Source organism: Pseudolabrys sp. Root1462 (genome assembly GCF_001426945.1).
Taxonomy (GTDB): Bacteria; Pseudomonadota; Alphaproteobacteria; order Rhizobiales; family Xanthobacteraceae; genus Pseudolabrys.
In genome coordinates this window covers 2,631,815-2,651,737 of record NZ_LMFS01000001.1, presented here as the reverse complement: position 1 = coordinate 2,651,737, position 19,923 = coordinate 2,631,815, and the positions used below count along the sequence as shown (strand labels likewise).

General features: G+C 62.7%; 18 protein-coding genes. 7 read left to right on the top strand and 11 right to left on the bottom strand.

Features of this window, described 5'->3' with window-relative positions; all coding sequences use genetic code 11:
- Positions 1-45 precede the first annotated feature (45 nt).
- Positions 46-1,053 carry a zinc-dependent alcohol dehydrogenase family protein gene (locus tag ASD45_RS12800; RefSeq protein ID WP_056911833.1) on the top strand — a complete coding sequence of 336 codons (1,008 nt, stop codon included), beginning with the start codon at positions 46-48 and terminating at the stop codon, positions 1,051-1,053.
- A 22-nt stretch (positions 1,054-1,075) separates the two neighbouring features.
- On the opposite strand, the gene ASD45_RS12795 is transcribed toward ASD45_RS12800, so the two are convergent.
- On the bottom strand, positions 1,076-1,864 hold the full coding sequence (locus ASD45_RS12795; protein WP_056911832.1) for a transporter substrate-binding domain-containing protein: 789 nt from the start codon (positions 1,862-1,864) through the stop codon (positions 1,076-1,078).
- Between the two features lie 230 nt (positions 1,865-2,094).
- Here ASD45_RS12795 and ASD45_RS12790 point away from each other — a divergent pair, with 230 nt between their 5' ends.
- Positions 2,095-3,255 carry an acyltransferase gene (locus ASD45_RS12790; RefSeq protein WP_056911831.1) on the top strand — a complete coding sequence of 387 codons (1,161 nt, stop codon included), beginning with the start codon at positions 2,095-2,097 and terminating at the stop codon, positions 3,253-3,255.
- Positions 3,256-3,261: 6 nt separating this feature from the next.
- Here ASD45_RS12790 and ASD45_RS12785 read toward each other — a convergent pair whose 3' ends face one another.
- The 6 genes from ASD45_RS12785 to ASD45_RS12760 all read right to left on the bottom strand — a co-directional run bounded on the left by ASD45_RS12785 (position 3,262) and on the right by ASD45_RS12760 (position 10,230).
- A complete protein-coding gene (locus ASD45_RS12785) occupies positions 3,262-4,632 on the bottom strand; it encodes a cation diffusion facilitator family transporter (protein ID WP_056911830.1) in 1,371 nt (456 codons plus the stop codon).
- A 175-nt stretch (positions 4,633-4,807) separates the two neighbouring features.
- Positions 4,808-5,905, bottom strand: coding sequence for a sn-glycerol-3-phosphate ABC transporter ATP-binding protein UgpC (ugpC, locus tag ASD45_RS12780; protein WP_056911829.1), 1,098 nt, complete (start codon positions 5,903-5,905; stop codon positions 4,808-4,810).
- 56 nt (positions 5,906-5,961) lie between these two features.
- Positions 5,962-6,861 (bottom strand): carbohydrate ABC transporter permease, encoded by a 900-nt coding sequence (locus tag ASD45_RS12775; RefSeq protein WP_056911828.1) that lies wholly within the window; start codon positions 6,859-6,861, stop codon positions 5,962-5,964.
- Entirely contained in the window at positions 6,858-7,733 is an 876-nt protein-coding gene (locus ASD45_RS12770) for a sugar ABC transporter permease (protein WP_244485346.1), read from the bottom strand. Before ASD45_RS12770 ends, ASD45_RS12775 begins: the two co-directional genes overlap by 4 nt.
- Before the next feature lie 151 nt (positions 7,734-7,884).
- The gene (locus ASD45_RS12765) at positions 7,885-9,231 is read right to left on the bottom strand and encodes an extracellular solute-binding protein (protein WP_056911826.1); all 1,347 of its coding nucleotides are present in this window, start codon (positions 9,229-9,231) and stop codon (positions 7,885-7,887) included.
- A 270-nt stretch (positions 9,232-9,501) separates the two neighbouring features.
- Entirely contained in the window at positions 9,502-10,230 is a 729-nt protein-coding gene (locus tag ASD45_RS12760) for a GntR family transcriptional regulator (protein ID WP_056911825.1), read from the bottom strand.
- Between the two features lie 123 nt (positions 10,231-10,353).
- Here ASD45_RS12760 and ASD45_RS12755 point away from each other — a divergent pair, with 123 nt between their 5' ends.
- From ASD45_RS12755 to ASD45_RS12745, 3 genes are all read left to right on the top strand, one after another.
- Entirely contained in the window at positions 10,354-11,343 is a 990-nt protein-coding gene (locus tag ASD45_RS12755; RefSeq protein WP_200949672.1) for a sialic acid TRAP transporter substrate-binding protein SiaP, read from the top strand.
- 115 nt (positions 11,344-11,458) lie between these two features.
- Positions 11,459-12,022 (top strand): TRAP transporter small permease, encoded by a 564-nt coding sequence (locus tag ASD45_RS12750; protein WP_056911823.1) that lies wholly within the window; start codon positions 11,459-11,461, stop codon positions 12,020-12,022.
- A gap of 17 nt (positions 12,023-12,039) precedes the next feature.
- On the top strand, positions 12,040-13,320 hold the full coding sequence (locus ASD45_RS12745; RefSeq protein ID WP_056911822.1) for a TRAP transporter large permease: 1,281 nt from the start codon (positions 12,040-12,042) through the stop codon (positions 13,318-13,320).
- Between the two features lie 111 nt (positions 13,321-13,431).
- On the opposite strand, the gene upp is transcribed toward ASD45_RS12745, so the two are convergent.
- The 4 genes from upp to ASD45_RS12725 form a co-directional block, all read right to left on the bottom strand.
- Complete coding sequence (gene upp / locus ASD45_RS12740; protein WP_056911821.1) at positions 13,432-14,061, bottom strand: uracil phosphoribosyltransferase; 630 nt, start codon at positions 14,059-14,061, stop codon at positions 13,432-13,434.
- A gap of 11 nt (positions 14,062-14,072) precedes the next feature.
- On the bottom strand, positions 14,073-15,305 hold the full coding sequence (locus tag ASD45_RS12735; protein WP_056911820.1) for a URC4/urg3 family protein: 1,233 nt from the start codon (positions 15,303-15,305) through the stop codon (positions 14,073-14,075).
- A 35-nt stretch (positions 15,306-15,340) separates the two neighbouring features.
- Positions 15,341-16,597, bottom strand: a complete 1,257-nt coding sequence (locus tag ASD45_RS12730) for a GTP cyclohydrolase II (RefSeq protein WP_056911819.1) — start codon at positions 16,595-16,597, stop codon at positions 15,341-15,343.
- A 270-nt stretch (positions 16,598-16,867) separates the two neighbouring features.
- The gene (locus ASD45_RS12725; protein ID WP_056911818.1) at positions 16,868-17,776 is read right to left on the bottom strand and encodes a LysR family transcriptional regulator; all 909 of its coding nucleotides are present in this window, start codon (positions 17,774-17,776) and stop codon (positions 16,868-16,870) included.
- Between the two features lie 227 nt (positions 17,777-18,003).
- Between ASD45_RS12725 and ASD45_RS12720 the strand changes: the two genes are divergently transcribed.
- Positions 18,004-19,041, top strand: a complete 1,038-nt coding sequence (locus ASD45_RS12720) for an ABC transporter substrate-binding protein (protein WP_056911817.1) — start codon at positions 18,004-18,006, stop codon at positions 19,039-19,041.
- Between the two features lie 85 nt (positions 19,042-19,126).
- Positions 19,127-19,921: an SDR family NAD(P)-dependent oxidoreductase gene (locus tag ASD45_RS12715; RefSeq protein WP_056911816.1), complete on the top strand. Its 795-nt coding sequence runs from the start codon at positions 19,127-19,129 to the stop codon at positions 19,919-19,921.
- Positions 19,922-19,923: the final 2 nt, after the last annotated feature.

Below are 19,923 nucleotides of genomic sequence, written 5' to 3'. Positions count from 1 at the left end.
ATCTAGGATGTTCCGGCGCGGATGGGAAGCAGGCGAGGGCGCGCCATGACGAACCAGCGGGCTATGGTCCTCGACCGGCCAGGAACTCCGCTCCGGATGCGCGAAAGCACCATGCCTGATCCGGGAACTGGCGAACTTCTCATCGCTGTCACGGCCTGTGGCGTTTGCCGCACCGACCTGCACGTCGTTGATGGCGATCTGACGCGTCCGAAATTGCCGATCGTGCCGGGGCACGAGATCGTCGGCCGGGTCGCGGCCATCGGCGCGGGCGTCACCGGTTTTGCGCCCGGCGAGCGCGTCGGCGTGCCGTGGCTGGGCGCGACCTGCGGCGTTTGCCCGTATTGCCGGGCGGGCAAAGAGAACCTGTGCGATGCCCCGCTGTTCACCGGCTATACCCGCGACGGCGGCTTCGCCAGCCACACCATTGCCGATGCACGCTACTGCTTTCCGCTCGGCGATAGCGGCGACGACGCCGAGATCGCGCCGTGGCTATGCGCCGGGCTGATCGGCTGGCGGAGCTACCGCATGGCGATGGGCGGCACGAAGGCGAAGGGCGTGGCGCTCGGTCTCTACGGCTTTGGCGCCGCCGCGCATATCCTGGCGCAAGTCGCGGCCTGGCAGGGCCAGCAGGTTTACGCTTTCACGCGGGCGCTCGACGACGCGGCGCAGACTTTCGCGCGCTCGCTCGGCGCGGTGTGGGCCGGTGCGTCGGAGGAGGCGCCGCCGCAGCCGCTCGATGCGGCCATCATCTTCGCGCCGGTCGGCGGCCTGGTGCCGCTGGCGCTGAAGGCGGTGAAGAAAGGCGGCCGCGTCGTGTGCGGCGGCATTCACATGTCGAACATTCCAAGCTTCCCATATGCGTTGCTGTGGGAAGAGCGGCAGGTGATGTCGGTCGCCAATCTGACGCGCGACGACGCTCGCGAATTTCTCGACATCGCGCCGAAGGCCGGCGTGCGCTGCGTGGTGACTCGCTATCCGCTGGCGCAGGCCAACGACGCGCTCGCCGATCTCCGCGACGGCCGCCTGCAGGGGGCGGCCGTCCTCATACCCTGATGCGCGCGGCGCGTAGCGCCGGTCAGTTGAAGTACTTGGCGTAGATCTTCTTGAAGTCGCCGGTCTCGCGGCTGATGTGCAGCCACTGATCGACGAATTCCTTGAGCGGCTGGTCGCGCTGCATCCAGATCGCCTTCTCGGCGAAGTCGAACGGCTTGTCCGGGTGTACCGAGCACAGCACGCCGGCGTGCAGCTTCTGCTGGAACAGGGTTTCCGAGGAATCCGTCATCATCAGGTCGGCCTTGCCCGCGGCGATCTGGTCGAAGATCGTGACGTTGTCCTTGTAGACTTCGATCTGCGCGCTCTTGAGGTTGGCGCGGGCGAAGCGCTCATTGGTGCCGCCGGGATTGACGATGACGTGGACGCCGGCCTTGTCGATATCGGCGATGGTCTGGAATTTCGCCACGTCGCCGCAGCGCGCGATCGGCGTCTTGCCTTCGCGCATGATCGGCGTCGAGAAGTAGCCCTTCTTCTGCCGGTCGAGCGTGATCGAGACGCCGCCGGTAGCGATGTCGAACTTGTCGGCCTCGAAATCCGCCATCAGGGTCGGCCAGCTCGTATGCACGAACTCGACCTTGACGCCGAGGGCTTTGCCCAGCGCTTCGGCCATGTCGACGTCGAAGCCCTCGAACTTCGAGGTTTCCTTGCTGAGGAAGGTGAAGGGCCGGTAGTCGCCGGTCATGCCGACGCGCAGCGTGCCCTTGCTGACGATGGTGTCGAGCCGTGACGGCGAGCTTTGCCCGAAGGCGGCGGGGCAGGCGGCACAGGCGATCACGGCGGCGAAAGCGACGATTCTCACGGAGCGCAGCATGGCATTTCCTCTGATGGCTGGTTGCCGCACCACTCTAGCCGCTACCTTGGCGGGTGTCATTGGCGGTCGATGCGTTGAGAAGCCGTTATTGTGGCGTCCGCCCCCGCGGCGTCAGGCCGTGACCGGCCTCGCTGCGGCCGATTCGTCGTCACAAAGATTCCCAACTTGATTGCGGAACGATCCGCCGCCGTAGCGGTTCGGGTCAAGCCAGCCATCGGTGGGGAGACAGGATGCGAGTGTCGCGGTTCGAAGCGCTCGATGCGTGGCGCGGAATCTGTGCTGTCATCGTGGTGGTCTTCCATTTCGTCGCGATGGTGCCGAGTTCGCTCGAACGATCGCTCTTCATTCGCAACGGCTATCTGTTCGTCGACTTTTTCTTCGTGCTCAGCGGCTTCGTTCTCTGCCACAGTTATCGTGGAAAAATAGCCGGCCTTGGCGATATCAAGCGCTTTGCCATCCGGCGTTTTGGACGCGTGTGGCCGTTGCATGCCGTGGTTCTTGGCGGCTTCGTGGCCGCGGTCGCCTGGATCGACCGCCTGCCGCACCCCGCGGTGCTGTCGATCACGCCGAACGGCGGCGCCTATTCGCTGGACGCCTTGTTGCCGAGCTTTCTGCTGCTCAACGCCATGGGGCTGACGCCGCAAGGCACGGTCTGGAATGGGCCCGCCTGGAGCATCGGCGCCGAGTTCTATGTGTATCTCCTGTTCGCGATGCTGCTCGTCATCGCCAGCCGCCGCCTGATGCTGGCGGGCCTGGTGCTATCAATGGCGGCCCTGATGCTTGGCTATTGGTGGGCGCCCGCTCTCATGAACGCGACATGGGATTACGGCTTCATTCGCTGCATCGCGAGCTTCTTCGGCGGCGTCGTCGCCTATCACGTCTATGAAATCAGCGGCGAGCGCAGCCTAGCGAGAGCGACGCTGTGGGAAGCGGGGGCGGCGGCGCTCGTCATCGGTTTCGTCATCAATGCCAGCGACGGCGCCGACGCCGTCTCGGTGCTCAGCCTTGCCGCGCCGCTTGTGTTCGGCGCGGCGGTCGTCGTCTTCGCAGGCGAGCATGGGCTTCTGTCGCTGCTGCTGAAGGCGCGGCCATTCAAGGCACTGGGGCGCTACTCGTTCTCCATCTATATGATCCATATGCCGCTGCTGGTCATGCTCTGCTATGGCCTGTGGACCGAAGGGTATGAGACGAAGGCGTTCGGCATATCCGGCGCCCGGCCCTGGCTGGGGTCGGCGGATCTCATCCTGGTGGACTTCGTCCTGGCGGTCATCGTTATCGCCGCCGCCAGCCACCGCTTCATCGAGCTGCCGGCGCGGCAGGCGTTCAACCGGATCGCGGAGGGCGGCCTGGTCCAGCGTTGGACCGGGCGCGGCCGCCTGGCCTACGATTGATCGCGGTCAGCGCATCGGCTCGGCGTGGCCGATCACACGCTTGATCAGCGACGAGCGCTCCTTCAGCGCCCGCTCCAGCGCATCGACCTTTTCATGCACGGCCTGCACCGTCAGCTCGGGATCGGCGTGGCAGTGGAAATTGACAATCTCGCCGGCATCGGTTTCCCGCACGCGCACGTCGTGGATGTTGCGCAGGGCTCGGTCCTGCGCCGCCAGTTCGCGCAGCATCGCGGTGACGGCGCCGACCCGCTCGACCGGAGCCTCGCGGCCATGAGCATCGACAGCCTGCAGCGGCTCGATATGGGTCTCGACTTCGACGCCGGCGCCAAGTTCGGCGGCGATGGCGGCTTCCAGGCCGTCGGCAATCTCATGCGCCGCGCCGAGCGACAGCCGGCCATCGACCTCCAGATCGAGTGAGATGGCGAGCCGCTCCTGGATGGAATGCACCATGACGTGATGCACCGCCAGCACGCGGTTGCGCGCGATCACCATGACGCGGTCGACCACGGTCTCGTCGTCGATGGCGACCGGATCGGTAGTGACGTGCGGGTCCGCGCCGGGAATGCCGTCGGCGAGGGCGGCGACAACCGCTCCCTTGATCTCGGCGACACGGTCGAGCGGCAGAGCGCGGCTGACCGCCACCGTCACGTCGATAAAGGTCTTGTCGCCGACGCCGCGCGCCCGGACTCTCTCGAGTGCGACGACACCCGGGACCTTCTCGACAATCGAAGTGATGGTTTCGGCGGCGCCGGCCGGGGCGGTATCGGTGAGCGTCTCGATCGTACGGCGGCCCAATCGCCAACCGGCAACGCAGACCAGGACGGCAACGATCATGGCTGCGGCCGAGTCGGCCCAGGCGTAGCCCAGAGAAACGGCTATCAGGCCGAGCAGCACGGCCATCGACGCCCACAGATCCGACGAGAAATGCAGCGCGTCGGCTTCCAGCGCCTGACTTTGCGTGGCTTCGGCGGTACGCCGCAGCGCCCGCGCGCGAAAGAAGTCGACCACGATCGACACGACGATCACGCCGAAGGCCCATATCGTGACCACGACATTGTGCGGCTCGTGATTGACGAGTCGCATCACCGCTTCCCAGACGACGACGCCGGAAAGCAGGAAGAGCAGGGCGGTTTCACCGAGGGCGGAAACGCTCTCGACCTTGCCATGGCCGTAATGGTGCTCTTCATCGGCCGGCTTGCCGGAAATCCGCACGGCAAGGTAGGTCATGATCGCAGCGCCGCAGTCGATCAATGAATGGCCGGCCTCGGACAAGATGGCCAGCGAGCCGGTCGAAAAGCCGACGGCGGCCTTGGCCACGGTTAACCCGGCCGATGCAAAGATCGAACTGAGAGCAACGGCTTCTTTTTCGCTTTGCATAGGTGGTTACGCCTCGACCTCGGTGGCGCGCAGATGTACCCCAATCGCGGCGGTATTTCGACCGCGATGAATGCTCCTGCGACTAAGTCGCAGAAGCTCCGCGCCAATCTGACCGCTAAAAAGCGACGGCCCCGCGCGAGCGGGGCCGTGTGATCGTCGTTAAGCCGAGCGTGTCCTAGAGCACCAGTCCGGTCGCCGGGTCGATCAGGTGCATCTGGTCGAGATTGGCGCGCAGCGGCATCTGTTCGCCCGCGTTGCCGGAGGCAGTCGGCTCGACCCGGCCGCACAATTCGGTCCCGTTGATCCGGAAATAGACCATGGTCTCCATGCCCATCGGCTCGACGACATCGAGCACGGCTGTGAATTCCTGGCCCGTGCCATTGTGATGGCCGCGTGTTTCCGTGATGTGTTCGGGACGCAGACCGAAGGTGACCTGCTTGCCGGCGTGTGGCTTGTAACGCGCCACCCGGCTCTCCGGAACGTTGAAAGAGATGGTGTCGGATAAGCGCACGCGCAGGCCGTCACCCACGCTCTCCAGCGTCGCCGGCACGAAGTTCATCGCCGGTGAGCCGATAAAGCCGGCGACGAAGCGGGTCGCAGGGTGGTGATAGAGATCGTTCGGCGTGCCGATCTGCTCGATCCTGCCGGCGTTCATGACGACGACGCGGTCGGCGAGCGTCATGGCCTCCACCTGATCATGCGTCACATAAACAGTGGTGGTCTTCACCTTCTGGTGGACGCGCTTGATTTCGGTGCGCATCTGCACGCGCAATTTGGCGTCCAGATTCGACAGTGGCTCGTCGAACAGGAACACCTTGGGATTGCGCACGATGGCGCGGCCCATGGCGACGCGTTGGCGTTGGCCGCCCGACAGCTGCTTCGGCCGGCGCGCCAGAAGCTCGGTAATATCGAGAATCCGCGCGGCGTTGTCGACGCGGGCCTTGATCTCCGCCTTTGGAAACTTACGCAGCTTGAGGCCGAACGACATGTTCTCGGCCACCGTCATGTGTGGATAGAGCGCGTAGTTCTGGAACACCATGGCGATGTCGCGGTCTTTCGGCGGCAGGTCATTGACGACCGAGCCGTCGATGGTGATCTCGCCGCCGGTGATTTCCTCGAGGCCGGCGATCATGCGCAACGTCGTGCTTTTGCCGCAGCCCGACGGGCCGACCAGGACCACGAACTCATGGTTGGGGATGTCGAGGTTGATGCTCGCGACAGCGACGACGTCGTCGTACTTCTTCACCACGTTGCGCAGTTCAACATCAGCCATAAGAGAGTTCCCTTCGGTTCTTATTCTCGTTGTGGTTCTGTCCGCCGCGCCTATCGTCAGCCTTTGGTAGCGCCAGCCGTCAGACCGGCGATGTAGTAGTCCATCAGGAAGGCGTAGATCACGAGCGGCGGCGCGGCTGCGAGCAACGCGCCCGCCATCAGCATACCCCACTTGTAGACGTCGCCGCGAATCAGGCTCGTCACCGTGCCGACAGTCAGAACCTGCTGGTCCGACGAATAGAGGAACGCCATCGGATAGACGAAAGCGGCCCAGGATACGGTAAAGGCGAAGATCATGGCGGCGATGATCCCCGGGAGCGCAACCGGAATGAATATCTTGAACAGCATCTGCATATGGCCGGCGCCGTCGATGAGCGCTGCTTCGTCGAGTTCTTTCGGGATCGACTGGAAGTAGCCGATCATGATCCAGGTGCAGAAGGGCACCGTCAGGGTCGGATAGACCAGCACCATGCCCCAATAGGAGTTGAGCAGGCCGATCGATTTGACGATCTGGAACATCGGAATGAACAGCAGCGTGTCCGGCACCAGGTAGGTGAGGAAGATGCCGGTTGCGAGGATCGACGATCCCCAGAACCGCATGCGTCCGAGAGCGAAGGCGGCAAGCACGCTTACGACCATCGTGATCGCGACGACGCAGACCGTGACGATGATCGTGTTCTTGAAGAAGATCAGGAAGTCCGTGTTGTAGAGCAGGATCCTGAACTGATCGAGCGTCACGCCGTCATAGATGAACCATGGATTGGTTGCGAGTTTCGCCATCTCACCATCGGTCTTCAGCGCCGTCACCACCATGTAATAGGGCGGCGCGAGGAAGAAGATGGCGAACAGGATCAGGAAGAAATAGGACGCGAACAAAGCCCAGCGGCGGCTGCGGCGCAGGCTGGCGCCGGTCCTCATTGGCTTCGTGGCGGGCACTGAAGCGGTGATGGTGCTCATCCGATTTCTCTCCCGCGCTTGCGGACGCCCCGCAGAATGAAGACCGCTGCGATGCCGAGGATCGGGAACATGAACAGCGAGGTCGCAGCCCCGAGCGGCAGGTCGCCCGAGCGAATGCCGAGCAGGAAGGAATAGGTCGCAAACATATGCGTCATGTTGCGCGGCCCGCCGGCCGTCATGATCTGGACGATGTCGAAATTCGCGAAGGTCACGATCAGCGAAAACAGCACGGTGATGGCAATGATGTTGCGCATCATCGGCAGGGTGATGTGAATGAACTTCTGCCAGGCGCTGGCGCCGTCGATCGAGGCGGCTTCGTAAAGCTGTTCGGGCACCGATTTGAGCGCGGCCAGATACATGATCAGGAAGAATGGCGCGCCGTACCACACGTTGACCAGGATCACCGAGAAGCGGGCCCAGTACGGATCGCTCAGCCACGGGATGCCCTCGAAGCCGAGGCTGCGCAGTGTGTAGTTGAACGCCGAGTTGGTGGGATCGAACATCCACCACCAGCCAAGCGTCGACAGCGCCAGCGGGATGACCCACGGCACCAGCAACATGCCGCGCCACTTGCGCTGACCCTTGACGGGCAGGTTGTTGACGAGGTGCGCGGTGATCAGGCCGATCAGCGCTTTGAAGAACACCGCGCTAAGCGCGAAAATCGTCGATTGGGCGACGACCTGCCAGAATGTGTCACGCGATATCAGGAAGGCAAAATTGCCAAGGCCGATGAAGCGCGTCTGCGACTTGTTCAGCATCGACAGGTAAATCGAATAGAACGCCGGATAGATCACCAGACAGATGATGATCAAAATCAGCGGCAAACACATAAGAAATGCAATCGTCGAGCGTTGCCGCAAGAACTTTTGCATCTTGTTTGGTTTCGCCGCCGCTTTATCCGGAACCGTAGACCCCCACGTCTGAACGGTATCGGCCATAGGATGCGGTCCTGTTTTTGGCTTTTCTTGTCAGCGGGCACGCCGGCCGGCATGCCCGCTGCTTGTTTGCGTCGAAAGCCGAACGCTAGGCGCGCAAGGTGCCTTGCAGCTCGTTTTCCGCCCACTTGATCACGTCGTCGAGCTTTTCCTTACCCTGCGTGAACTTGGAGATCATGACGGTGTTGATCGCCTGGTTGTAAATCTGGGCGCCAACTTCCGAGCGGGCCGGAGCACCGACGATCGAGGTCTGCTCGTCGCCGCGCGGCGGATAACCGTAAACGGTGCCCTTCGGCGGCTCGACCTCGTTCCAGGTCTTGAGGTCGTACATCGACTTGAACGAAGGCAAGTCGTAGCCGACCGAAGCTTCGACTAGGCTGGCGACCGCTTCCTTCTGCGAGATGTAGGTGAGGAAGTCCTTGGCAGCCTGCTTGTTCTTGGAGAATTGCCACACGCCGTAGAACTGTGGCAACTGACCGACGAACCGACCCTTGGGGCCGCGCGGCACCGGATGGGTCCAGCATTGCTCGGCGACCTTTGGATTATCGCGCTTCGCGACGGCCCAGGCGCTCGGCGGGTTCATGATGCCGGCGCCCTTGCCGGAGATCAGCCAGCGGTTATTGCCGGCATCGTCCCAGGCGAACACGTCCGGTGACATCGACTCCGTGATCTTGCGGGCGATTTCCATCGCCTGGCGCGTCTCGTCGGAGTTGATCTTGATGTTGTCCTTGGCATCCACCATCACGACGCCATAGGCGTTGAACAGACCGCCGACCCAGTCGACGGCGTCGGAGGTCTGACCGAGCGGCAGACCGACCGGGAAACCGGCCTTGTGCAGCTTTTGCGCCGACTCGACGTATTTATCCCAGGTCCAAGAATCGACCTTGGCCTTGTCCCACTTCTTTTCATCGGCCGGGAACATGTCGCGCACGTCAATGCCGGCATGTTCCTTGTACAGGTCGAAGCGCGAGCAGCACGGCTTCACCTGGCTGCCGACCGTAGTCGGAACGCCGCGCCAGGTACCCTTGATCTTGGCGAGATATTCGGCAACGGGGCTGATCGGGCCGTACTGCTTGATCAGGCCGTTGACGAGATCATCGAGGGGTTCAAGCTTGTCCTGGTGAATACGGATGTTCCAGTCACGATGGGACATGATGTCGTGGCCGGTGCCAGCCTGCGCCTCGGCGGCCGCGGTCAGCTTGTCCTTCTCGCCCTGCGACGTGATGTAGTCGATCTTGACTTCGACTTTGTTCTTCTCGCCCCAGTCCTGCGCAAGTTTGTCGAGCGCTTTGTTGGCGCCGGGAACCCAGTGATCCCAGCACCCGAGCGTCAGGGTACCGGCCGCATAAGCACCGCTAACATATGGCGAAGCAACTGCCGCGGCAGAACCCAACGCGGCGGTCTTCAATACCGAACGACGTGACAAAGAACTCATGTCATTTCCCTCCCAATAAGGCTCGTTTTTGTTTTCTGCCTTGTGAAAAAGATAACGCGGTATTTTTGCAAGGCAAAGCGAATAAGATTGGCCGCGCCCCGAATGTCCGAAAATTAATGTGCGCCGCTTCGCAACGCAGCAAGCATGCAGCAAGCTGTTTGTATGCGTTTGCTATTGTTTGCGCACCCGATGTGTCACGCAGATAGGTCAGCATTGCTGCACTAATTGGGCAGCGTTCAGAACAAATAGAGTGAGTAGAAACAAATAGAACTAATTTGCGCCGCTGCCGGTCGTGACCGAATTGGGGTGCGCCTCCGCAACGTCCTCAAGCTCAGTCATCACGGCATTGAGGTGAAGTTGCATGGCGCGCGCGGCGTCTTCCGGTCGCCGCGCGCTCAGAGCGGCGAGGATTTGCTCATGTTCGGCGTAGGTCGCGCTCTGCCGGGTCGGCGTACACATGAACAGCCGCATCCGGTCGAGGTTGGCGCGCGCGGCATCGACCGATGACACAACCCGTTCGTAGCCGAGCACGTCGAGCAACAGAGCATGAAAGGCGAGGTCGAGGGCGTGGAAGCTATCGCGGTCGTCGGTCGCCATCGCGCGCTGTTGCGCGGCGAGGTTCTTGCGCAACGCCTCGAGCAGGTCGTCGGAAATGCGGGGCGCGATGAACCGCATGGCTTCACATTCCAAGGCGCGGCGTATGAACATGGCTTGCCGGCAGTCGGCGAGGTCAATTCGCGACACCAGCGTGCCACGTTGCGGCAATACGTTGATAAAGCCTTCCTCGGCAAGCTTGCCCAAGGCCTCGGAGACCGGGAAGCGGGATGCTTTGAACCGCGCGCAGAGCGCCGCTTTGTCGATCGCCTCGCCGGGCTGAAAGTCCAGCCTGACGATGGCTTCGCGGATGGCGTCCTGGATGCGCTGCACCGTGCCGCCCCGCTCGTGGCGATCGAGGACGGGTAGAAAGCCATATGGGTGCTTGCGCCTGCGGTCCGGCATAGTAACATGTTAGTCAGCGGGCGGCTCGAACTCAACCGAACCGGAGCCGGTTCGGGCGGCGCGCCTCATAAGAAAGCGGGCTTCACAAGACCCGCATCCAACACCCCTAGGGGAGGGAGCGACATGTCTAAACTCCAAGCGCGCCTTGTCATGGGCGCGGCGATTGCCCTTGCGCTCGCTGGATGGGCCGGCCCCGCCGCCGCCCAGACCAAGCTGAAATGGGCTCACGTCTACGAAACCTCAGAGCCGTATCACACCCAGGCGCTGTGGGCGGCTGAAGAGATCAAGAAGCGGACCAATGGCCGCTACGAGATCGGCGTGTTCCCGGCCTCGCAACTCGGCAACGAAAACCAGATCAACGAAGGCCTCAGCCTCGGCACCGTCGATATCATCTACACGGGCGTCGCCTTCGCCGGCTCGATCCACAAGCCGCTGTCGATCACCAACGCGCCTTACGTGCTGCGCGACTTCAATCATTTCATCGCGTACCGCGACAGCCAGCTCTTCCGCGACATCGCCAAGGGCTACGAGGACAAGACCAAGCACAAGATCATGGCGCTTAATTATTACGGCCAGCGCCACGTGACCGCCAACAAGGCGATCAACAAGCCCGAAGACATGAAAGGCATGAAGCTGCGCGTGCCGCCTGCGCCGCTGTTCTTGATGTTCACCAAATCGGTTGGCGCCAACGCCACGCCGATCGCTTTCGCCGAAGTCTATCTCGCCCTGCAGCAGGGCACCGTCGACGGCCAGGAAAACCCGTTGCCCACCATCATGGCGAAGAAATTCTATGAAGTGCAGTCGCACATCATCCTGACCGGCCATATCACCGAGTCGCTGGTCACCATCGTTGGCGGCCATGTCTGGGCGAAGATGTCGGACGCCGACAAGAAGGCGTTCGAGGACGTGCTCAAGCAGGCGGCCGCCAACGTGACCGATCAGATTCACACGTCGGAACTGAAGCTGGCGGATGAGTTTCGCAAGATGGGCAAGACCGTGATCGAGCCGGATCGTGCCGCGTTCCGCGCGGCCGCGATCCCGCTGCATAACGATACCTCGGCGGGCGCCGGTTGGACCAAGGCCGAGTACGACGCGCTTCAGGCGCTCAAGTAATCGCACCAGCGGCCGCCATCGCCGGGCTACGGACGGCGATGGCGGCGTTCTCATTTCGCACGCGCCTGCTTCCCCGCCACAGCGGCCGGGGAGGGCTGAGCCGCTGGATCGAACCATGCCTGAAGCCAACAACAAGATACCGGCCGACGACGTTCACCTCATCGTCGCCGAGGACGCCGAGGTTGTTATCGAACGCTATCCGGAAGATTGGCTGGCCTTCGTCATTTTCTGGAGCCTCGCCTTCATCGTCTTTCTCCAGTTCTTCACCCGTTACATCCTCAATGACAGCCTGTCCTGGACTGAGGAAATTGCTCGCTACGGCCTGATGTGGGTCGTGTTCATCGGCGGCGCCATGGTAACGCGGCGCAACACCCATATCGCGGTCGAGCTCTTGTCGAACGTGATGAAGCCCGGGTTGCCGCGGCAGGTTCTGCTTGCCGCCGTCGACGTCATCAAGTTGGCCTTCCTTGCATTCCTCGCCTACATCTCGGTGACTATCACCGAGCGCATGGGCATCCAGCGCATGACGGTGTTCGACCTGTCGATGAGCTGGGTTTATGCCGGCGTCTCTCTCGGCTGCTTCCTGATGCTGTTTCGCCAGGTGATCAATGTGTGGCGCAACGCACGCATCGGCTGGAAGAAGCCGCACGACCTCACCGACATCATCGCCGCCGACTGAGCGCAGGGAAGCCTCACATGGTTATCGTCGCTCTGTTGTTCATCGCGGTGCTCATTGCCGGCGTGCCGGTCTTCATTGCGCTCGCCGCTTCTTCCTATGTCTACACGCACTTTATCGCCGGCCTGCCGGATTTCGTGATCCTACATCGCATGGCAGGCGGCATTGACAGCTTCCCGCTGCTCGCGGTGCCGTTCTTCATTCTCGCCGGCAATCTGATGAACTCGGCCGGCATTACCAACCGCATCTATGACTTCGCAGTGGCGCTGGCCGGCTGGACGCGTGGCGGACTGGCGCATGTCAACATCATTGGCTCGGTGATCTTCGCCGGCATGTCCGGCACGGCGATCGCCGACGCTGCCGGCCTTGGTACCATCGAGATCAAGGCCATGAAAGACCATGGCTATTCGACCGAGTTTTCGGTCGGCGTGACCGCAGCGTCCTCGACCCTTGGCCCGATCATCCCGCCGTCGTTGCCTTTCGTCATCTACGGCATGATGGGCAATGTCTCTATCGGCGCGCTGTTTCTCGGAGGCATTATCCCTGGGCTGGTGATGACCGCGTTCATGATGGGCTACGTCTATTACTGCGCGCGCAGATACGGCATGGGCCGCGACCAGGCGTTCCGCTGGCGCACGCTCGGCATCACTTTCATTGCCGCGGCGCCCGCGCTGATGACACCGGCCTTGATCGTCGGCGGCATGACCTTCGGCTGGTTTACGCCGACGGAAGCGGCGATCGCGGCTTGCAGCTGGGCCATCCTGCTCGGCCTGTTGGTCTACAAGTCGCTGTCATGGAAGATGTTCTACAAAGTGACGATGGACACCGTCGAGACTACGGCGGGCGTGTTGCTCATCGTCGGCGCGGCCTCGCTTTTCGGCTGGGTTCTGACGACAACCCAACTCACCGAGCAAATGACGGCATCGTTGCTGGCGTTGACCGACAACCGCCACATCATTCTCTTGCTGTCGAACATCCTGCTGCTGATCGTGGGCTGTTTCCTCGAGCCCATTGCCTCAATCAGCATACTCGTGCCGGTCCTGATGCCGGTGATTTTGAAAGTCGGGATCGATCCGGTTCATTTCGGCGTGATGATGACATTGAACCTCATGATCGGCCTGCTACATCCGCCGCTCGGCATGGTGCTGTTCGTACTGTCGCGGATTGCCAAATTGTCGATCGAGCAAACGACCATGGCGATCATACCGTGGCTTATCCCGTTGCTGGCCTCACTCGTGGCCGTCACATTTATCCCGGAATTGACGTTGTGGCTGCCGCGGATGGTCGGGTTCTTGAAATAGAGAAGGCTCGACCGCGGGGCCATGCATCAAGCGAAGGCCGGGCTATGAAGAGTTATTCGTGTTGCGGCAGGTCGCCGCAAGAATGGGACCGTTCGAAACGCGGTGCGAATTTCAGCGGGTGCCGTAGGCGCGGTCGCCAGCGTCGCCCAAGCCCGGCACGATGAAGGCTTCGTCGTTGAGGCCGTCGTCGATCGCCGCCGTCCACACCCGTACGTCGGGATGGATGCCTCGCACGCGCTCCATGCCTTCCGGTGCGCTGACCATGCATACCAGGCGGATTTCCCTGGCGCCGCGTTCCTTCAATCGGTCGATGGCCGCCACCACGGTGTTGGCTGTGGCGAGGATCGGCGCGACGACGATGACGAGGCGCTCCTCGAGATCGCTCGGCGCCTTGAAAAAGTACTCCACCGCCGAATGCGTCTCCGGATCGCGGTACATGCCGATATGGGCGACGCGTGCCGCCGGCACGAGGTCGAGCATGCCCTCGACGAAGGTCAAGCCGGCGCGCAGGATCGGCGCGAAAACCAACTTCTTGCCGGCCAGTACTGGCGACTTCATTCGTGCGATCGGTGTCTCGATTTCCGTCATTTCGAGCGGCAAATCGCGCGTCACCTCGTAGCACAACAGCATGCCGATCTCACCCAGGAGCTCGCGAAACGACTTGGTCGAACGCTCTTTGTCGCGCAGCAGTGTAAGCTTGTGCTGCACCAGCGGATGATCGACGATGGTGACGCCTTCCATATTAAGCCCCCCTAGAAAACTGTGCCGTCGCTGACGACGGTGATCGGTGGCGTGCCACCTTCGCGCTTTTCCATCGCGATGGCGCGGCCGGCGGCCCAGGTGCCGCCTTCGAGAATACGGGCGAGCGGAAGAGTCTCGGCGTTCATGCCGAACCGACCGCGGATGACGTCGGCGAGCCGGTCGAGCAACGCCACGGTGAGGCTGCGCCATTCCACCACCAGCTCGGACGCCACGTCGTGGGCCTGAAGGATTTGCAGCGGATCGTGCAGGTTCAGTACGGATGCGTCGACGAACAGGCCGCCGTTGCGATATTCGGCGAGGCCGGTGAGGCCGTCGATGTCGCTCACGGTGAAGCCGGCGCGCTGCAACGGCTCGATCAACGAATAAGACAACCACTGCGACAGCTTGTGCAGCGGTACCAGGCCGGAGGTGGCATCGTCGGTGACAAGCGACCGATGTTTCCAGCAATCCCCCAGCGCGACGCCACCGAGCGACAGCCGCGACGGCCAGATCGGGCCGAGCTCGCGGAGCAGGGCGGCGAGGATATCCGGCGCGGCGATCGCCTTGCCGTGCGCGTCGACGAGATAGTCGAATAGACCGCCCGGCCGCGCGGCGTCCTGTTTCGCGAACACATCGGGCTTCCAGGCGAGAAGGTCGCCAAGCCGCCGCAGCAATGCGGCGCGGCCATCGAGGCCGACCAGGGGGTTGTCGGCAGTGACCTGAAAACCGCGGGCCAGGTCGTCGGGGCTCAGTTGTGCGAATTTCGTCGCGTCGACGCGCAGCGGATCTCGCTCATCGGCCGAGAAGGCGCCGGCCGCGAACATGTCGAGGCTGGCGAGGGCCAAGCCTTCGGAACGGCCGATACGTTCGCCGGTCTTCGGATCGGTGTAGCGCCACTGCGCGCCGGCCCCGGCATCGAGAAAGACACTGACGATGGCAAGGTCGAATTCGGCGCGCGCCCGTGCCGCCGGGTCTTTCCACGTCGCCTTTGCCGCCAGCGCCGCGAAGCGGTCCACGCCCTTGTGCACGAAATGCCGCCAGCGCGAATGGAAGGGCACATCGAGGGCCGGATAGGCCGCTCGCGTCACGGCGATCACTCGGTCTGCGACCGCACCGAGCTTTTTGATCTCGATCTGGAAATGCGGCAGCCGTCCTTCCAGCCCGAGGGCGAGCAAGCGGTGAGCGCGGGAGCGCACCGCGTCGGCGGTCAGCAGAGAGAAAGCGGCAGCGGTATCCGACTTCATCGGGCTGGCATCACACTTCGGGAGGGAGGGCGCGCTCAATACTTGTTGAGATCGCGGCCGACGGTGCCGGTCAGGTCGTCGGGTTTCACTGCGTCGGGCGTGAAATACCCGGCGGCCTTCTTCGCCGCGATCTCGACGTGGGCGTCGGCCGGTATCATGTCGTCCGGGATCGCTACGCGCTCAACGATATCTACGCCTTGCGACACCAGCGCATCATGCTTCATGTCGCTCATCGAGATGAACCGGTCGAGCCGCTTGAGACCAAGCCAATGGATCACGTCCGGCATCAATTGCTGGAAGCGGGCGTCCTGCACCCCGGCAACGCATTCGGTGCGCTCGAAATAGGCAGCCGCGGCGTCGCCGCCTTCTTGACGCTTGCGCGCATTGTAGACCAGGAACTTGGTGACCTCGCCGAGGGCGCGGCCTTCTTTGCGGTTATAGACGATGACGCCGAGGCCGCCTTCCTGGCCGCCGCGCACGCATTCCTCAATACCGTGGATGAGGTAAGGCCGGCAGGTACAGATGTCCGAGCCGAACACGTCCGAGCCGTTGCATTCGTCGTGCACACGGCAGGTGATCCTGGTCGCCGGCTTGTTGAGCTTGGAGACGTCGCCAAACAGATAGACCGTGATGCCGCCGATGGGCGGCAGGAACACCTGCAAATCCGGGCGGGTGACGAGTTCGGGAAACATGCCTGCTGTCTGCTCGAATAGAACGCGTCGCAGCGCGCTTTCCGACGTGCCGAAGCGCTCGGCGACGCCAGGCAGATGCCACACCGGGTCGACCGCGATCTTCGTGACGCTGACGCTGCCGTTCTTATGCACCAGGTCTCCGTCGATCTTGAGACGGCCGGCGCGGATCGCGTCCTGCAACTCGATGAGATCGAGACGCGCTTTGGTGATGGCGATGCTTGGGCGAATATCGGTGCCTTCCGCGATCTCGTCCTTGAAATCGGAGGCGACGCGATGACCCCACGGATCGAGCGAAACGATGCGCTTCGGTTCGCCCCATTGTCCGAACGGGCCGATGTCTTCCGCCGGATAGGTGTTGGTCAAGTCGGGGCGGCGGATCGGGTCGAGCGCGCCGGCAGACACGGCCAACGCGCGATACACCGAATATGAGCCGCCATGCGTGCCGATGACGTTTCGGTCTGCGGGACGTGACACGGTGCCGATGATCGGGCCGCGCTCGCGCGCCGTCGGCGCGCCCCAATGAATCGGGAAGCGCGGCTTGCCGCCCGGCGTCGGATGAGACGTGAGGCGAATGTGGTCGGGTCGGTTCGAACGGGTCATGAGTAAAACCGAAGTTGGCTCCTGCTGCGTCCAACGAATTCAGATCCGGTACGAGTTCGAATCCAAATGGACAAGGCCCGCCTTGAAGACGGGCCATCGCACGACATTGTTACTCGGTTTTAAAGGCCGCCTCGCTTTCCGCCGGATGGAGCAATCTGGTACTGCACAATCCGGTCGCCGAGGTCGTCCCTTAAAAGAAAAATATAGCGCTTTTTTTCCGGTCTGCAACTGCCATCTTGCAAGGCTGCCCGGCGCGCATCGGTGATGCGATCAAACAACCTTAACCAGGGCGGCGAGGCGCTTGTTTATATGTTCCGCGAATATGGCGGTGGCGACCGGAAGATTACGTTCGCGTAACTGTCCGAAGACAAGTTTGCCGGAAGGAATGTCCCGGCCGTCGATTTCGCGCGTCACGAGACCGAGCTTGTTGCCTTCCGGCATGGTGCCGATGCCGATCTGGAACGAGATCAGACCGGCGTGAATGACCATGCCGCGGAGCATTTCGAATGAGTTGGATTCGACGGCGATATTGAAAGCCAGTCCGCTGCGGGCGACGACATCTTCCAGCAGTTGGCGGCCGCCGATTGAACGCTCCGGCAGTGCGACCGGGTAATTGGCGCAATCGCGCAGCCGCACTTTAGGTTTCTTCGCCAAAGGATGGCTCTTCGCCATCACCGCCACCAGGCTCTGCTCGACGATCATCAGCGGCTGAAAGTTAGCGAGATAAGGCGGCCGGAACACCAGCACGAGGTCGACCTCGAACGCCGACAACGCCGTCATGGCGTATTCGTGATCGACCACCTTGATGTCGAATTCGACTTTCGGATGGGTTTTGCGGAAGTCGGCAATCGCCCGCGGCAGGAAGTCGAGCGCCAGCGCCTGACTGCAAGCGAGCCGCACCGTGCCCCGGCGCAGGCCCTTCAGGTCCTCGATCTGCGACTTCATGCGTTCGACTTCGCCGCCCTGCTTGCGCAGGTAGTTGACGAAGACCTCGCCGGCAGCGGTCAGGCGGACGCCCCGCGGCTGGCGCTCGAACAAGGTGGCGCCAAGCTCCTCCTCGAGATCGGCGATGCGGCGGTTCACCGCAGAGGCAGTGACGTTGAGCTGCTCGGCGGCTTTGCGGATCGAGCGGGAGCGGGCGACCTCATCGACGTAGTCGAGAATCCTCAAATGTTTCATGCGGCTTAGTGCCCGTGCAGAGGATCGGAGCGGGGATGGGCGGCGGCGGGGCCGCCGTGAGTGATGCCTTTTCGGCACCACTCTAGCAAAAAATCAGCGGCAGTTGGCAACGCTGTCCCGGGCTAGGTTTCGGCACCGCACTTGCATGGAATCGCCCATCGCCGCGGACGGTTGGCCGGAACCGACCCCGCGTCAGACACGCACAACGTCCTGACAGGAGTCCGAAGATGACGTTTTCGACCCGCTCGTTCCTGATCGCCGCCACCGCGGTGATCGGGCTGGCCACACCGCTGCTATCGCCGGCTACCGCCGCCGACACCAAGCTGAAGATGGTGCTGAACTGGAAATACCAGGGCCCGCAGGGCTGGTTCTTCCTCGCTGAGGACCGCGGCTACTTCAAGAAGGCCGGTATCGACATCCAGATGGACCAGGGCAACGGCTCCGGCGCGCCGATCCCGCTGGTCGCCAACGGCACCTATGACGTCGGCTTCGGCGACATCAATGCCCTGATCCAGTTCGCCGCGACCAAGCCGGCCGAAGCGCCGATCGCGGTGTACGTCATGTACAACCAGCCGCCGTTCACCGTGGCGGTGCGCGCCGACAGCCCGATCAAGACGCCGAAGGATTTCGAAGGCAAGACCATCGGCGGCGCGGCTGGCGATGGTGCGCTGAAGCTGTTCCCGGCGCTGTGCAAGATCACCAAGATCGACTGCACCAAGGTGACCACCACCAACATGCAGCCGAACCTGCGCGAACAGATGCTGATGAACAAGCAGGTGGATGGCGTGTTCGGCTACGTCAACACCATCCGCTTCTCCGCGAAGCTGATGGGCGTGGCCGACAAGGACATCCGCTACATCAATTACGGCGATTACGGCATGGACCTCTATTCCAACGCCATCATCGTCTCGAAGAAGCTCGCCGCCGAGAAGCCGGAAGTCGTCAAGGGCCTGATCGAAGCCATCAACCACGGGCTTGAGGATTCGCTGAAGGATCCGGACGCCGCGATCGCCGCGGTGGTCAAGCGCGAGCCGCTGATCAAGCCGGACGTCGAGAAGGACCGCTTCATGGCGACCTTGCACGACGAGATGAACTCGCCGGAAATCGCCAAGATCGGCCTCGGCAATGTCGACAAGGAGCGCCTGAAGAAGTCGATCGACATTCTCGTCGAGGCCAACGGCCTGCCGCGTACGCCGACGGTGGACGAGATCTACACCGACAAATTTATGCCGCCGGCGTCGGAACTGCCGAAAAAGCTGTTCTAGACGCATGGCCCCGGCCGTTCTCCGGTGGGGCGGGGGACGGCCGGTCTTTCTCTCTTCGCCAGTCGCTGCAATTCCGGGTGTTACGATGGACCTGAAGTTAGCCGGCCGCGTCGCCATGATCACCGGGCCCGCCAAGGGCATGGGCGCCGCCGTGACCAAAGCCTTTGCCGCGGAAGGCGCCAGGCTCTCGCTGATCGGGCGTGACGTGGCCGCGATCGAGCCGGTCGCCGCCGAGGTGCGCCAGACAGGTGGCGAGGCGATCATCGTTCCTTGCGATCTCACCGACGCCAAGCAGTGCGAGACGGCGGCCGAAAGGACCAAGGCAGCCTATGGCGACCGCATCGACATTCTCGTCAATGTCGCCGGAGGCTCCGGCCCGGTTGGCAAGACCGGCGTCGAGACCACGCCCGGCGAGTTCGACGAGATCGTCACCCTCAACATGAACGGCTGCTTCCACACCATGCGCAGCGTGCTCCCGACCATGATCTCGCAACGCTACGGCAAGATCGTCAATGTCGGCGGCACCTTCGGCATGCGCGGCCGTGCCGGCCGCATGTCGTATTCGGCGTCGAAATGGGGCCTGCGCGGCATCACCAAGAGCTTCGCGCTCGAGGTTGGGCAATACAACGTCAACGTCAATTACGTCGCGCCGGGCATGGTCGACGGCCCGCGCTTTCGCGACAAGGTCTGCGCCGACATGGCGAAGAAGCTGAACATCACCGTTGAAGAGGCGATGGAGCGCCACGCCGCAGAATACGCGCTACGCCGCGTGACCGTGGATGCCGACGTCGCCAATGCGTGCCTGTTCCTCGCCAGCGATGTGTCGCGCCAGATCACAGGTGCGGATCTGCCGGTCGACGGCGGCTGGGCGGCATTGTGAGG

Excerpts from the sequence above, each read along its gene's own strand:
- ASD45_RS12745 (WP_056911822.1), top strand. The coding sequence starts at position 12,040 with ATGGTTATCGTCGCTCTGTTGTTCATCGCGGTGCTCATTGCCGGCGTG.
- ASD45_RS12770 (WP_244485346.1), bottom strand. The coding sequence starts at position 7,733 with ATGCAAAAGTTCTTGCGGCAACGCTCGACGATTGCATTTCTTATGTGT.
- ASD45_RS12765 (WP_056911826.1), bottom strand. The coding sequence starts at position 9,231 with ATGAGTTCTTTGTCACGTCGTTCGGTATTGAAGACCGCCGCGTTGGGT.
- ASD45_RS12775 (WP_056911828.1), bottom strand. The coding sequence starts at position 6,861 with ATGAGCACCATCACCGCTTCAGTGCCCGCCACGAAGCCAATGAGGACC.
- upp (WP_056911821.1), bottom strand. The coding sequence starts at position 14,061 with ATGGAAGGCGTCACCATCGTCGATCATCCGCTGGTGCAGCACAAGCTT.
- ASD45_RS12795 (WP_056911832.1), bottom strand. The coding sequence starts at position 1,864 with ATGCTGCGCTCCGTGAGAATCGTCGCTTTCGCCGCCGTGATCGCCTGT.
- ASD45_RS12715 (WP_056911816.1), top strand. The coding sequence starts at position 19,127 with ATGGACCTGAAGTTAGCCGGCCGCGTCGCCATGATCACCGGGCCCGCC.
- ASD45_RS12785 (WP_056911830.1), bottom strand. The coding sequence starts at position 4,632 with ATGCAAAGCGAAAAAGAAGCCGTTGCTCTCAGTTCGATCTTTGCATCG.
- ASD45_RS12735 (WP_056911820.1), bottom strand. The coding sequence starts at position 15,305 with ATGAAGTCGGATACCGCTGCCGCTTTCTCTCTGCTGACCGCCGACGCG.
- ugpC (WP_056911829.1), bottom strand. The coding sequence starts at position 5,905 with ATGGCTGATGTTGAACTGCGCAACGTGGTGAAGAAGTACGACGACGTC.
- ASD45_RS12755 (WP_200949672.1), top strand. The coding sequence starts at position 10,354 with ATGTCTAAACTCCAAGCGCGCCTTGTCATGGGCGCGGCGATTGCCCTT.
- ASD45_RS12725 (WP_056911818.1), bottom strand. The coding sequence starts at position 17,776 with ATGAAACATTTGAGGATTCTCGACTACGTCGATGAGGTCGCCCGCTCC.
- ASD45_RS12730 (WP_056911819.1), bottom strand. The coding sequence starts at position 16,597 with ATGACCCGTTCGAACCGACCCGACCACATTCGCCTCACGTCTCATCCG.
- ASD45_RS12760 (WP_056911825.1), bottom strand. The coding sequence starts at position 10,230 with ATGCCGGACCGCAGGCGCAAGCACCCATATGGCTTTCTACCCGTCCTC.
- ASD45_RS12800 (WP_056911833.1), top strand. The coding sequence starts at position 46 with ATGACGAACCAGCGGGCTATGGTCCTCGACCGGCCAGGAACTCCGCTC.
- ASD45_RS12720 (WP_056911817.1), top strand. The coding sequence starts at position 18,004 with ATGACGTTTTCGACCCGCTCGTTCCTGATCGCCGCCACCGCGGTGATC.
- ASD45_RS12790 (WP_056911831.1), top strand. The coding sequence starts at position 2,095 with ATGCGAGTGTCGCGGTTCGAAGCGCTCGATGCGTGGCGCGGAATCTGT.
- ASD45_RS12750 (WP_056911823.1), top strand. The coding sequence starts at position 11,459 with ATGCCTGAAGCCAACAACAAGATACCGGCCGACGACGTTCACCTCATC.